We start from the raw sequence: 15,538 nt of genomic DNA on the forward strand, positions 1-15,538 counted from the left end.
ATGCCATCGGATGCGTTCATCGTCGGTGAGGACTGGATCAGCGAGCACTACTTCAACACCGAGTCCGCGAAGCAGTCGTTCCAGGGCCGGGTCATCGCCCGCCGCAAGGACTGGGACGAGCGCGAGAGCGCGGGAGAGAAGACGCCCCGGTCGCGTCTCGCTGCGGCAGGAGCCGCACTAACGTCGCTGCTCTCCACCGTCGACACGAATGCCGCGGACGATGCGGTCATCGAGGTCGATGCTGGCCGCCACCGAAGCGAGGTCCTGACTCCCCTCACCGCCGCCCTCGGGTACGAGGATGCTCGTTGGCGCCGCGAGACGAACGGTCCGATCACGCTGCTCGCACCGAAGGACGCCACCGAGGCCTCAGCTGCCCTGGTCTTCGCTCGCCCTGTCGCCGACGTGGTCGATCTCCTGTCGAAGAACAAGCCGACACTTCTCGATCCGTTCCTGCCGGAAGACGCGACCGACGAGGTCGTGTCGGTGGCGCGAGCCCTCTCCTGGTTGTTCACCAGTGATGACGCACCGGCGTTCGCGGTGGTGCTCAGCGGAGCGAAGGCACTCGTCATCGAACGCGAACGCTGGGCCGAAGGCCGCTACCTCGCCGTCGATCTGCAGCTCGTACTCGACCGTAACGAGGTGAAGAAGCGGGGTGGCGAGTTCGATCGAGCCGTTGCTGCGCTCGCCGCGGAGTCGGTCTCACCCGAGGTCGACGGCACCACGTGGTGGACCGAGACGCTCGAGGACTCGGTCAAGCACACCGTCGGAGTGTCGAAGGATCTCCGTGACGGCGTGCGGGAATCGATCGAGATCATCGCCAACGAGGTCGTGCGCCGCCGTGCCGCGCAGGGACTCGACCCGTTGCCCGCGAGCGAGGCGAACACACTGGCCCGGCAGTCCTTGAGATATCTCTACCGTGTGCTGTTCCTGCTTTTCGCCGAAGCGTCGCCCGAACTGCGTGTGCTTCCCGTCGGCGCACCCGAATACGCCCTGGGGTACGGCCTCGACCGGCTGCGCGAACTCGTGCTCGTCGAGCTCGGCGAGGAATCCCGCCACCGCACTCACCTGCACGAGTCGCTCGACACCCTGTTCCGCCTCGTCGACGCCGGCCATGAGAGGTCGATCGCTACCGACGAGGCAGATCTCCCCGAAGGACTCGAGTTCCATCCGCTGAGCGCGGATCTGTTCCGACGAGAGTCCGTCGCGCTGATCGATGCGGCGAAACTCGGCGACGGAGCTCTGCAGCGCGTGCTCTCGCTGCTGTTGCTCACTCGTGAGGAGCGGACCAAAAAGGGCGGAGACCGCGGCTTCATCTCGTACGCCGACCTGGGCATCAACCAGCTCGGGGCCGTGTACGAGGGCCTGATGTCGTATAGCGGCTTCTTCGCCGAGACCGATCTTTTCGAGGTGGCGAAGGACGGCGACTCATCGAAGGGCTCGTGGGTCGTGCCCGTCGAACGCGCGCACGACATCGCGAAGCAGCACTTCGTGATGGCCGAAGACCCGATCACCCACGAGCGGGTGCAGCGGCGGTATCGAGGAGGCGAGTTCGTCTTCCGGCTCTCCGGCCGTGAACGCCAGACCTCCGCGTCGTACTACTCCCCTGAGGTTCTGACGAAGTTCGTGGTGGGTCAAGCACTCGAAGAGCTGCTCGACCAGGACGGTCACACCACGTCGGCGGAAGAGATCCTCGACCTGAGCGTCTGTGAGCCCGCACTCGGCTCGGGCGCGTTCGCCATCGAGGCGGTGCGCCAACTCGCCGACGAGTACCTCAGCCGTCGTGAGCACGAGGTCGGCGAACGTATCGACCCCGACGAGCGCCCGCGCGAGCTGCAGAAGGCCAAGGCCGCGATCGCCCTGCACCAGGTGTACGGCGTCGATCTCAACGCGACCGCGGTGGAACTCGCCGAGATCTCGCTATGGCTCGACACCATGGTCGACGGGCTGCAGGCACCGTGGTTCGGGCTGCGCTTGCGTCGGGGCAACTCGCTCATCGGTGCGAAGCGGGCCGTCTACACGCAGAAGCAGGTCAACGACAAGGCTTGGCTGAAAGACACTCCGACCGACGTGACCGTCTCGGCTCTCGTTGACGACATGCGCGGGGGACGAATCGGCAGCTCGACATCGGGCAAGATCCATCACTTTCTCGTGCCCGCCGAGGGCTGGGGATCTGCCGTGGACGCGAAGGAGGCGAGGGAGCTCGCGCCCGAGGCGCACACCGCACTTCGCGAGTGGCGCAAGACGACCCGCGTGAAGCCGTCGAAGAAGCAGCTCGAGCGGCTCGTCGGACTCGGTCATCGGGTCGAGGCGCTCTGGCAGTTCGCACTGCGGCGCCTCGAGATCGCCGAGAGACAGGTCTCCCGCGAGCTGACCCTCTGGAACGATCCTCGACCGCCACAGGAAGGCGACGAAGCCGTAGTCGGCCGCCTCAAGGTCGAGGCGTTCCTGAATGACGACAGCGGAGCATACCGGCGGCTGAGACGAGTGATGGATGCCTGGTGCGCCCTGTGGTTCTGGCCGCTCACTGACGACCTCACGCAGGGGGCAGCACCACCCAATCTCGACGAATGGCTCGACGGGATCACCGCACTGATCGGCGGCCACTCGCGCGCGACTGCACGCAAAGCCGGTGAGGGCGCCCAGCAGTTCGGCCTGCCGACAGGATGGGACGACCTCGAGGAGGCCGAGAAGGACGACCTCGACTGGTCGAGCGCACTCGACGTCGACGACGCTCTGGCAAGCCACCCTTGGCTTCGAGTCACCGAGCGCATCGCCGACGCGAACGGTTTCTTCCACTGGGAGCTCGACTTCGCGGAAGTGTTCGCGCGCGGTGGTTTCGACCTGCAGGTCGGGAACCCACCGTGGGTGCGGCCCAGGTCGGACGTCGATGCGCTCTTGGCCGAGGGAGACCCATGGTGGCAGTTGGCGGTGAAGCCGACTCAGACCGAGGTCAAGGCCAAGCGCGAGCAGACTCTGGAGATCGAGGGGATCCGAGACCTCGTGGTCGACGGCACCGCCGACGTCGCGTGCACCGCCGCATTCGTCGGTTCTCCGATCGTCTATCCACACCTGGCCGGCCTGCAACCGGATCTGTACAGATGCTTCATGGAGTTGACCTGGTCTCATCTCAGTCCGACGGGGGTCGTGGCTCTGATCCACCCGGAGAGTCACTTCACGGATGAGAAAGCCGGACCTCTGCGTGATGCGACGTACGAGCATCTGAGGCGCCACTGGCAGTTCATCAACGAACTTTCGCTCTTCGAGATCCATAACCTCGTCTCGTACGGCGTGCATGTGTATGGCACCGCACGGAAGCCGCGGTTTCTCATGGCGACCAATCTTTACCACCCGGAGACGGTGGTCGGATCGCTCAGGCACAACGGCGATGGAGCCGAACCTGGGGTCAAGAACGCCGATGGCAAGTGGGACCTCAGCGCCCACAGCGGCCGCATCACGGTCGTCGACGACGATGTGCTGCGGTCATGGCATGGTCTCCTCGAAGACGAGTCCACGCCGATCCGGAATACGCGAATGGTTTACGCGGTCAATCGAGCCACAGCGGCCGTGCTGGCGAAACTCGCCGACGCTCCTCGGCTTGGTTCGCTCGGGCTCGAGTTCTCGCGCGGCTGGGATGAGAGCATCGATCGCAAGAAGGGGATGTTCGACGTGGAATGGGGCGAGGTGGAGTCGTGGGATCAGGCGATCCTGCAGGGTCCACACCTCTTCGTAGGCAACCCGTTCTACAAGTCCCCCAATGCGTCGATGAGCAACAACAAGGACTGGTCGCCGGTGGACCTGGAGACGCTCTCGCCGAATGCGATGCCCGTCACCTCCTACAAGCCAGCCAAGCCACGTGCCGAGTACGACGCGGCCTACACACATTGGGGGCCCGACCGAGTCGCAGCCCGCGATCACTATCGCGTTGCATGGCGCGGCATGGCCGCGAACACCGGTGAACGAACGCTCATCTCCGCGATCGTGCCCCCTGGAGCCGCGCACATTCACGGGATCTCCTCGGCAGGGACGGTGCACTCAGAGATGGCAGTCTTGGACGCGGCAATCGTCACATCGTCTCTCATTGCCGACATGAATGTTCGCGCTGCGCCCAAAAGTGGCATTCCGATCAGCACGATACGCCGCCTTCCCTACCTGATGGACGATCCTCTACGTGATCAGGCCCGCTTGCGAATGGTGCGCCTTCAGTGCCTGACCGACGCGTATGGAGCCTTGTTCAAGCTCGCCGTGGCAAGCGCGGATGAGGAGCGTCTCGAGTGGACCGGAGGCATCGACTACCCGGGGCGCGACAGTCTCGAGTGCCCGCCGAATTGGACTCCGGACGTCCCGCTCCGACGGGCATCCGACCGCCGGCAGGCGCAGGTCGAGATCGACGCGATCGTCGCACTCTCTCTCGGCATCACCGCCGACGAACTCTGCACGATCTACCGCACGCAATTCGCCGTCCTCTACGGCTACGACCGCAACACCTACTTCTATGATGCCAACGGACGTCTCGTCCCGAACGAGGTGCTGAAGGTGTGGCGCCAGAAGGGTGAGACGATCTCACAGGAGGAGCGAACCGCGACGAACGCCTCGGGCAACACCTACGAATACGAGCTGCCGTTCGTCACGCTCGACCGCGAGGCCGACATGCGTCAGGCCTACGCCCACTTCGAGAAGATCCTGCAGGAGCGCTCATGAGTGAACTGCTTCCCTCGCGCGAGGCGGTGCAGATCCGCGAGGCTCTGACCGACTACCTCACCACGACCTTCGCGCTATCGGATGTCGACGCTCAGCGGTCGCTCACCGAGTTCCTCACCGATTCCAAAGCGGGCATCTTCCGTGGTCCGTTCGTCCGGGCGCGCATCCCGTTCCGAGCGGCAGACGACGGATGGCGGGAGACACTCGACTGGTACGAGGGCCACACGCCATACGGCCATCAGGCCGATGCGTTCCGTCGTCTCAGCAGTTCGAACCTCGGGGAGCAGCCCGACGGATCGGTCAAAGAACACCCCCTTCCGACGCTCGTCGTGACCGGTACAGGCTCAGGGAAGACCGAGGCGTTCCTGTATCCGATCCTCGATCACGTGCTGCGCGCGAAAGCCGCGGGCGCTGATGGCGTCAAGGCACTCATCCTCTACCCGATGAACGCGTTGGCGAACGATCAGGCACGACGCATCGCCGAGATGATCCGCGGACATGACGCACTCAAGGGTGTGCGCGCAGCGCTCTACACCGGTGAACAGGCGGGTGCGAAGCGCACACGAGTCACCGACGACGGCCTCATCAACCACCGCGAGACGATTCGCGACGATCCGCCCGACATCCTGCTCACCAACTACAAGATGCTCGACCAGGTGCTGCTGCGCCCGGCCGACCGACCCCTCGTCGAGGCGATGAGCCGGGGCCTGCAGTACCTGGTGCTCGACGAGTTCCACACCTACGACGGCGCGCAGGGCACCGACGTCGCGATGTTGCTGCGGCGACTCGGGCTCGCGTTGCGTCGCTCACGCGGTGACGCGCGACCTCTCGACGCCGAGTTCGAGGCCTTCCCCCTGGGCGACGTGACACCGATCGCGACCAGCGCGACTCTCGGTGACGACGGCGACCCGTCGGGCATGCTCGCGTTCGCGGAGACCGTGTTCGGCCGTCCGTTCGACTCTGCAAGCGTCGTGACCGAGACCCGGCAGTCGGCACGCCTGTGGATCCAGAACGCCCGCGCCGCCGGCCGAGTTCCGACGACCCCGGCGGCCGGCATCAACAATGCTCTCGCCGCGGCTGTCGCCGAGGCCGATATCGCGGAGGACGCATCCTCGTCTGAGATCGCCGCAACAGTGCTCGACCGCCTGTACCCGGCATCCACGGATCCTGACGTGGCGTACACGCACATCGAATGGGCGGATCTACCGGACGAGGACCTCCTGGCGAGCGTCGCTGCCCACCCCCTGATTCACTCCATCGCGCAGGCCGCTGACAAAGCGATCTCGATCGACGACCTCGCCGATCAGCTGCTGCCACGCGGCCTCGGGACCGACGAGACGTTCGAGTCACGGCGCGATCTGCGACGCACCTTCCTCACCCGCGTCTTCGCGATGCTCAGCCATGTGCGCGCACGGGTTGGTCGCGCCGCGCTGTCGATCGACCTCAACATCTGGGTTCGCGAACTGACCCGCATCGACCGGGCTGCCTCCCCCATCGTGCGATTCTCGTGGTCGGATGACGGGCCGAGCGATGCCCTGCTCGACGACGGTGAGTTCGCCGTCTTCCCGGCGATCTATTGCCGTCACTGCGGCCGCAGCGGCTGGGGCGTCGAGCTCGCACCGACCGGCAACGAACTTTCGGCCGATGATGAGAGCATCCGTCGCAACCACGCCTCCCGCGAGACGCGCAGTCGCTTCCGGGCACTGCTGCACGCTCCAGGCGAAGCCGAGTCCTTCGAGGCCGGTACCCCCGTCGCGGGCCTCGCCTGGTTCGATCCCGAGCTGCGTCGCGTCTCGGCGATGCTCCCCGAGGATGACGACGGCACAGCGGTCCACCTGCCGGTCCTGACTCTGACCGGTGATGACGCGAGCGACGACTCGCGCGACGACGTGTGTCCGGCATGTCAGCGCCGCGACGGAATCCGCTTCCTCGGGTCGGCCATGGCGACGATGCTCAGTGTGATCGTGACCACGCTCTTCGGCGACGCCCAGCTCGACCGTGCGGAGAAGAAGGCCCTCATCTTCACCGACAGCGTGCAGGACGCCGCGCACCGGGCCGGATTCGTGCAGAGCCGCGCACACGTGTTCGCGCTGCGCAACGCCATCCGGCAGGCGGTGGGCGATCAGCCTGCTCCGCTCGACGAGATCGTCACCCGCATGGTGCAGCAGGCTGGCGACGACCCTGACGCCAGGTATCGCCTCGTGGCTCCCGAGCTCGTGGAGCGTGAGGACTTCGCGCCGTTCTGGTCGAGCGACACCCTGCGCCAGGTGCCGACCCAGGTGCGCACACGGATCAACCGACGCCTGCTCTTCGACGTGGCGATGGAGTTCGGACTGCACTCCCGCGTCGGACGCACGCTCGAGCTCACCGGCAGTCTGGCGGCAGGCGTCGACGCATCCGACGCCAAGCTCGAGGCGCTCGGCCGGAAGGTGCTGGTCGACGGAGGTTCGGAGACCCTCGAAGGGCTGTCGGCCGCCGACGCGGATCCGGCGATAGTGCTGCGCTGGGTGCGCGGCGTGCTGGAGCGCATGCGCGAACGCGGTGCCGTCGAGCACGAGTGGTTCGCGAAGTACATCGCCGAAGACGGTCGTCGCTGGAACGTGTGGGGTGGGCGCCCCCGCGGCTCAGGTATGCCTGCGTTCCCACCCGGACGCGAGGCACCTGCGTTCCCCCGCGTCGGACCGCACGCGCCGACCGGCACGGACGGGCACCGCACACACCTCGACGTGGTGTCGTCGTCGCAGAGCTGGTTCGCCACGTGGGCGCGCAAGACGCTCTCGGTCACGGCGGCCGAGGGGTCGACACTCACGGCCGCGCTGCTGGCCTCTCTGACGAAGGACGGCCTGCTGCACGGGGTGAACATCGCGACCGGATCCGCCACCGTCTACGCCATCCCCCCGGCATCCGTAATCGTGGCGCCGGTGACCGATGCTGAGCTCTTCGACGGACGAACCCGACTCGTCTGCGACGTCTGCCAGAACCCGGTCACGGGCCTCCCCTCCGCTGTGGCGGCCCTGCGCGACGGGCCGTGTATGTCGGCGCGGTGCCCCGGCAGGCTGCGCACGGCGCAGACCGGTCAGAACTACTACCGCGGCCTGTATGACGAGGGACAGATGCGGCGCGTCGTCGCGCGCGAGCACACCGGTCTTCTCGACGACGATCTGCGGCTGCAGTACGAGAACGCCTTCAAGTCCTCGGCCGACGACCCGTCCGCACCGAACGTGTTGGTGGCCACCCCGACGCTCGAGATGGGCATCGACATCGGCGACCTGTCGACCGTGATGCTCGCAGGACTGCCGCGAACGGTGGCCTCTTACCTGCAGCGGGTCGGCCGCGCCGGACGCCTCACGGGCAACGCACTGTCGATCGCCACAGTCACCGGTCGCGGCGACCAGCTGCCCCGCATGGGTGATCCGCTGTCGGTCATCAACGGCGCAGTCCGCCCGCCGGCCACCTATCTCGACGCCCAGGAGATAGTCCAGCGGCAGTACATCGCGTCTCTGCTCGACCGACGCACCGGGGCCGGGCTCTTGACGCAGACCGACACGCACGACGTGTTGGCGTCCAGCGAACGCGGCACCCTCCTCGGTGATCTGGTCGACGACGCGGACGGCCATCACGAGCAGTACCTCGAAGAGTTCCTCGCCACCCTGCCCGGGGTCGCGCCCACGACGGCCGAGCGACTGCGTGCGTTCGCGGCGCCCGTCAGCGGTGGCGGAACATCGCCACTCGCCGACACGGTGCGCGACGCGGTACAGCGCTGGAACAAGCAGATCGACGTTCTGACCTTCCGCCGAAACGAGATCGCCGATGCGATCCCTGATCTGGAAGCTGCAGCAGATCTCGGCCTCGAGCCTGATGCCGACGAGGCGCTCCGCACCGCGAGGATCACCCACCGTATGCTTGGCCGCCAGCTGAACGAGCTGCACACCGACCATTGGGTCGCTTCGCTCGAGCGATTCGGCCTGTTGCCGAACTACACCCTGCTCGACGACTCGGTGACGCTCGACGCCGCGATCTCGTGGGTCGACCCCGAGACCGGGAGCTGGCAGGAGGATCCGGTGAGCTATCAGCGCGGCGCCTCGGTCGCGATCCAGGAGCTCGCGCCCGGCGCCCATTTCTACGCTCAGGGCTTGGAGATCGAGATCGACGCAGTCGATCTCGGCCCCGGGGGCGAGGCCGTGCAGGAGTGGGCGTTCTGCGCACGATGCGGCCATGGGGGCAACCTCGTGGCGGGCGACGGGGTGAACATCTGTCCGCGGTGCGGCGCGAAGGGGCTGAACGACGTCGCCCAGCGACTTCGCGTGATCGAACTCGACACGGTGTCGGCCATCGCGCGACGCGACGAGGCATCGATCAGCGACCGCAGCGATGAGCGCCGCCGCACGCGCTTCACCGTTCAGGTCGCTGCAGATCTCGACCCGGCAGGCGTGGCCAGGCGCTGGTTCGACGACGAGACGCATTTCGGTGTCACCTACGCACGCGACCTGACCATCCGGTGGCTCAACCTCGGACGACAGACCGCCGGCGGCGAGGCACGGATCATTGCCGGTCGGGAGCATCACGCCCCGCTGTTCCGTGTGTGTGACACGTGCGGCAAGCAGGACTCGCAATCGGGTGGAAACCGCCCCAGCGATCACCGTTCGTGGTGCGCTCGGCGCCGGGAGACCCGAGAGCACACGATCGCGGTCGCGCTCAGCCGCACGCTCGTCACCCAGGGCACGTTCCTGCGTCTCCCCATCGGGATCACGCTCGGCGACTCGCTCGCCGTGCCGAGCCTGGCGGCCGCGCTGATGCGGGGGCTGCGTGAGGTCATGGGCGGCGACCCCGATCATCTTCGCGTCATCTCGACGATCGAGCCCGTGGGTGACGACACCACCGCTGAATCATTGCTCGTGCATGACGCGGTGCCCGGCGGCACGGGCTACCTCGCCGAACTCGCCGATCCGGACCGCATGTTCGAGCTGCTGTCGCGGGCATGGAGGATCGTCCGCGACTGCGAATGCCGCGGTGAGCAGCGCGCCGCATGCCATCGGTGCCTCTTGCCGTATGCGAACGGGAACACGAGCGTCGTCTCCCGTGCGAGCGCCGAGCAGGCGCTCGCGAAGCTGCTGCGCGTGGGCACCGACGATGAGCCCCACGCATTCGTGCCCGTCGAGCAAGACCCGGGAGTCGTGCTCGACGAGTCGACGATCGAGCAGCTGTTCCGGATGCGCTTCATCGAGCGAGCTCAGAAGCTCGGGGGAACCGTGAAGGAGAAGCCCGGCGACTGGGGCAACAAGGTCCAGGTCAGCTTCCCGGGCGACGCGCGCATCTGGAAGCTGAGCCCGCAGGTGTCGCTCGGATTCACGAAGCCTGACTTCGTCCTCGAGCAGCACGGAGGCGGGGCCGATCCGATCGCGATCTACACCGACGGGAAGGCATTCCACGCGAGCATCCTGCACAATCGGCTGGCCGACGATGCCAAGAAGCGGGCGCTCGCACGCAATGGCGGACACCGCGTACTCGCGGTGACATGGGCTGATCTGCAGGACGACGACGCACTGCCCCGCGACTGGATCGACCCCGGCTTCGCCGAGCGGATCGCCCCGATGTATCAGCTTCCGCTGGTGCAGCTCGACCGACTCCACGCCGATCCGTTGACGACGCTCATGGAGTGGATGCAGGACCCCGACGGGGAGGCAAAGCGTCGGGACAAGATCGCTCGTGCAGTACCCATGATGACGAGAAGCGCCGGTGGTCCGGCGCCCGACGTCACGCCCGTGGAAGCCGCAGCCGCGACTTTGCGCGGAACAGCCGATTCGGCTTCGAACGACGCGATGAGCTGGGTCGTGGATCGCGGCGCTCTCGTCCACGCGACTCGGGTGGGCGACCAGGGAGTGTCGGACTTCGCACTCATCATCGATGACCGCGACGCCGCAGTCGGCGCCGAGGGTTTCACGGACGCATGGCGACTCTGGTTGCATCTGTCGAACGTGATCGGTTGGCGACACGATCTCAGCGGTGTCGAGATCCTCGCGCTGTCACAGGTCGTCGACGCGGGTACGGACGCTGGCTCGACGGGCGTGCTCGGCCACGTCGACTTCCCGCTCACGGACATCAGTATCGAGTGGAAGACCCTCGCCGAGGGTGCCACCTCTGCCGAGAAGACCCTGATCGCCGCGCTCGCCGCCACCGCCGGCATCCCGATCCCGAAGATGGGACTCGAGTTGGGCGACGGCATCCCGTTCTCCTTCGTCTGGGAGGACGAGCGCGTCGCGACCGCCTGGGGGCTCGATGATGACGATCGAGAGTCCCTTGCTTCACTCGGATGGACCACAGTGGAACCCGACGCGGATGCGGTCTTGAGCGCCCTCGCCAATGCAGGAAGGAACTGACATGCCCACGATCGTCTGGGGAGCCGCGAAGGACCCGAAGCATGATCAGGCCGTGAAGGCCAAGATCTACACCTTCCTCGGAAAGCTCAGCGACGACGACACCGTGCCGGGACTCCACATCGAGCCGATGCAGAAGCCACGCGATGCGCGTGCGCGTACGGGACGGGTCGACATCCACTGGCGAGCCGTGCTCTTCAAGCTGGAGCCCGCCGGCGACGAGCCCGTCTACGTGTACGCCGGGACATGGCACCACGACGAGGCCATCAAGCGAGCCCGGACGACGACGCTGAGCATGAACCCGGTGAACGGCCTGGCCGTCCTGCGGCAGGAACTCGACACAGCCGATGAGATCGAGCCGCAGGCCGCTGCTGCGGCCCCGCCCATCGCCGATGAGGCCCCTGCGCAGACGACGGCACTCCTCGCCGATCTCGGGTTCTTCGTCACCGACCTGACCGAGGAGTTCGGATTCGACCAGGAGACGGCGGCGGCGGCCTTCCGCATCACCGACGTCGACGCCCTGCTCGACTTCGCGACCGGTCTGGACACCGCCTGGCAGGCGGACGTCCTCGTCGCGATGGGCGCAGGAACCGCTCTGCACCGCATCAAGGAAGAGTTGAAGCTCGACCAGCCTGTCATCATCGACCCTGGCGCAGACGATGACACGAAGCTCGTCGAAGCACTGCGGCATCCCGCGGCGCAGATGCAGTTCACGTTCATCGACGACACCGAGGAACTGCGGCGTGTCATCGAGGGCGGCGATTTCGGCGCGTGGCGTGTGTTCCTGCACCCGGAACAGCGCGAGTACGCCGAGCGCCCCCGCAACGGCTCGTTCCGCCTCACCGGCGGGGCTGGCACCGGCAAGACCGTGGTGCTGTTGCACCGCACTCGACACCTGGCTCGGAAGGACCCTCACGCACGGATCGTGCTGACGACGTTCACACGAGCCCTGGCCGAGAATCTGCGTCGTGACCTGGAGCGACTCGATCCTGACCTCCCGTTCGCGGCGAAGCTGGGAGATCCGGGCATCCTCGTCCGCGGAGTCGATCAGATCGCCTCCGACGTGCGCGCAGCCGCCGGCGGTGCGGCCTTCAGCGATGCGTCCCTGGCGGTCATCGGGTCGTCCCGCGACAGCATGGCGAGCGCCGCAGAGATCGACTGGAAGTCGGCGATCCAGGAGGCCGGCAGCGTGCTGCCGATCGCACTGAGGTCGGCAGCGTTCCTCGACGGCGAGTATACCCAGGTGGTGCTGCCGCACCGCATCCACGAGCTCGACGACTACCTGCTGGTGCGCAGGCCAGGACGCGGCGTCGCACTCGACCGCGGACGACGCACCGCGGTCTGGGCAGTCATCGAGCAGGCGCGCAAGAACCACCGGATCGCCGGAGCGCTCTCGTTCGCCGAGGTGGCTGCCGTCTCGGCAGAGTGGCTGCGGTCGAACGGGCAGACCCTCGCTGATCACGTGCTGATCGACGAAGCCCAGGACCTCGTCCCGTCGAAGTGGCAGTTGCTGCGTGCTCTCGTGGCCGAAGGCCCTGACGACCTCTTCATCGCAGACGACACGCATCAGCGGATCTACGGGCAGCCCACGGTGCTGAAGCGCTACGGCATCGCCGTGCAGGGCAGATCCCGTCGCCTCACACTGAACTACCGCACGACTCTCGAGAACCTGAGATACGCGATGGAGATCCTGTCCGGCGTGGAGTACTCCGATGCCGAAGCAGAAGACGTGACGACCGCGGGCTATCGCTCGTCACGCAGCGGACCGAAGCCGGCCACGCGCCCGTCGAAGTCGGATTCCGCGCAGTTCGACGCGATCGCGGACGACGTGAAGCGATGGATCGCCGAAGGCGTGAAGCCGGAGACGATCGCCATCCTGTCGTCGTCGAACACCTCATCGAAGAAGGTGCAGCAGGGGCTCGGACAGCGCGACGTGGCGGTGGCACTGCTGAACTCGCCTCGCATCACAGGCGGACAGCCGGTCGCGATGACGATGCACAACGCGAAGGGCATGGAGTTTTCACGCGTGGTGTTGTTCGACGTGTCGGACGGCGCCTTCCCCCCAGCGATCGCGTACAAAGGTGTGCCGGACGAGGAGAAGCCCGATCTCGACAAGCGCTTCCGCTCGCTGCTGTACGTCGCGGCGAGCCGCGCGCGCGACGAGCTCGTGGTGACATGGAAGGGATCGCCCAGCGCTCTGCTGCTCGGGGACTGACCGGTTCGAGTGCTCTCGCAGGTCTAGGCGAGATCGGTCAGAATTCGATGCTGGTCGTGATCTCGATGCTTCGGATCGATGTGACCTCACGAGTGAACGAGGCACCGATGGTGACGCCCTTCTTGCCCGACACGGACTCGGCGATCGACAGCGCAGCGCGGAGGTTGGCGTCGGACTCTCGCGTGCCACTGAGAGTCATTCGATAGCTCTGGATCGGGTTGGAACCCGTTCGCATTTCGACGAGTGACCTCAGCTGCTGATTGGTCGCCAGATTGTGGAGGCTCAGGTATTCCAGAGCGGCCTCGGGATCGGGGGCACCGCCACCGAAGATCAGCCGTCCCTCCAGACGGTCGTCGAGTTTGCGTGCGAACTCCTTCGACACATCCGCGTCAGCGCCACCGAAGCCGGGGATGATCGCCCTGATCCCCCCGTTCGTCGCCGTGGTCTGACGCTCGATCTTCGCGTCCTCGAACTGCACGTCCTTCGCACCGAGCAGCTTCGCGACGGTGGCCAGATGGTGGTACTTCGCGCTGGCGAACGACTCGAGCGCGTGCTCGGAGAACTCGAAGACATCGGATTCATACGGATTCTTGATCAGCAAGGATCCGGGAATGAGCTGCCCTGCGGTGCTGAGCAGCTCGCGGACAGCGGCGACCTGAACGTCGTTGCCTGCGGGCATCACGGAGTGCGGAACGATCATCGCATCGAGATCGTCGAGCAGACTGACCGAGTTGGGGTCGCTGGCGATGTCCAGATACAGGCTGTTCTCGGCGACCAGCACTGATCGAGGCGATCTACTGTTCAGAATATCCGTCACGAGTCCCACGCTCCCTGAGTTCGGGAGAGCCTTCTACTGCAGACGGCTCTTGATCCCCTTGAGCAGCCTATCGGCGTCCTTGGACGTGACGAGGCTGCCGACGACGACCGGAGCACCTCCCAGTTGCGCGGAACCGAACTTGATGACGTCGGTATCTTCCACTTGCTTCGCCACCTGCGAGAGGGAAAGACTCCGATCAGGATGCTCGTCTGCCCAGGTGCCCACGAGCAGGATCTTCGGCGCGCTCCCCGGCTGGGCATCGATCCACTTCTTGAACAGCGCGAGATGGGTCTTCACCATCTGGGTGGTGCCGGCGTCCCCACGAGCGACGAGATCCGCCCTGAACAGATACCAGACGTGTTCTGCATCGTCGAACGCATCCTTCCATTCACCGACGTTGAGCCCATTCATGCTGGGAACTTCCCGGGGGACCGCGAAGTCGACCGTCTTGCCCTTGATCTCGACCATAAAACGACCACGATCCTCACCGGATGCCGCGGCCTGCAGCCCTGAGTCCGGGGCGTCGACGTCGCGGAGGAGCCTGATCAGCGCAGTCTTCCCGGTCTGAGGGGCGCCCAAGATCGCTACTGTGCGCTTGTCGAGGATCTTCCAGATCTTCGGAATCGCGGCAAAGATCACCGCACCCCCGAACGTGGCGACGGCGACGATCGGAATAACCATGAGAGGCAATGGCACCGGAACGCTCCCTACGAGTCTCTTGGCGAGCCGCTCGGAGCCCGGCGTTCGAGCACCAGCGGCGGGCCAGGTTCCGCCCAGCCTACTGTGGAGAGGGTTGCTGACCGCCGAGGCCCCAGCCCGACCTCTGCTCCAGGTTCCTCGAAGCGGGTGCAGCGCTCATAAATGCAGGCGACCGCGTCCGTTCGGTCCGGCAAGGCATCCCTGCGTGCAGACCGACCTCACGACGCCATAGGGAATCTTCGGTATGCCGCAGCGTCTGACCGTCCCCCTCTATCAGCTCCCTTGCGTCTGGTCCAGGAGGCTCAGCGGGCTCCTCGATCGTCCTGCGACGAATGCGGCAGTGATCAATGTCGTCGAAAGCTGGATCGTTCGCCGACGCTTGCTCCGACTGCAGAGCGGCGATCTCGGCGGAGCCAAGAGCGACAACGCGTGGTGTTTCTGGCGCGTCGCAGGCGGCCCCGTGATCAACGAACTCTGTGAGGAACTACTCCGCTTGCACCCCTGACGACGGCGATCGATCAATCACTTGGCTCGTTCCGCACGAGAGTGCGAAATCGCAGCGTTCAGCGCTCGATTTCGAACGACGGCTCCTTCTCCGTCTGGGCGGTCAAGCATCGTTTAACGCGCAATCTGCCACCACCACATTGAACCGCGCTTCAGCATCGGAGGCGGCCTTAGCAGGAGCGTGGTGATGATGTGGGCGATCCCGAGGTACGGCCTGCTCCCAGGCCACCG

General features: G+C 66.0%; 5 protein-coding genes. 3 read left to right on the forward strand and 2 right to left on the reverse strand.

Annotation, left to right across the window (positions count from 1 at the left end; genetic code table 11):
- Genes KY497_RS02600 through KY497_RS02610 form a run of 3 tightly spaced genes read left to right on the forward strand, consistent with a single transcriptional unit; the run spans nucleotide 1 to nucleotide 13,287 of the window.
- The gene (locus KY497_RS02600) at nucleotides 1-4,698 is read left to right on the forward strand and encodes a DNA methyltransferase (protein WP_219869756.1); all 4,698 of its coding nucleotides are present in this window, start codon (nucleotides 1-3) and stop codon (nucleotides 4,696-4,698) included.
- A complete protein-coding gene (locus KY497_RS02605) occupies nucleotides 4,695-11,075 on the forward strand; it encodes a DEAD/DEAH box helicase (RefSeq protein WP_219869757.1) in 6,381 nt (2,126 codons plus the stop codon). The genes KY497_RS02600 and KY497_RS02605 overlap by 4 nt, the downstream gene beginning before the upstream one ends.
- 1 nt (nucleotide 11,076) lies before the next feature.
- Nucleotides 11,077-13,287, forward strand: coding sequence for a 3'-5' exonuclease (locus KY497_RS02610; protein ID WP_219869758.1), 2,211 nt, complete (start codon nucleotides 11,077-11,079; stop codon nucleotides 13,285-13,287).
- Nucleotides 13,288-13,324: 37 nt separating this feature from the next.
- Here KY497_RS02610 and KY497_RS02615 read toward each other — a convergent pair whose 3' ends face one another.
- Nucleotides 13,325-14,104, reverse strand: coding sequence for a hypothetical protein (locus KY497_RS02615; RefSeq protein ID WP_219869759.1), 780 nt, complete (start codon nucleotides 14,102-14,104; stop codon nucleotides 13,325-13,327).
- Between the two features lie 33 nt (nucleotides 14,105-14,137).
- Nucleotides 14,138-14,800 (reverse strand): hypothetical protein, encoded by a 663-nt coding sequence (locus tag KY497_RS02620; protein ID WP_219869760.1) that lies wholly within the window; start codon nucleotides 14,798-14,800, stop codon nucleotides 14,138-14,140.
- Between the last annotated feature and the right edge of the window lie 738 nt (nucleotides 14,801-15,538).

Source organism: Microbacterium sp. PAMC22086 (assembly GCF_019443525.1).
GTDB lineage: Bacteria > Actinomycetota > Actinomycetes > Actinomycetales > Microbacteriaceae > Microbacterium > Microbacterium maritypicum.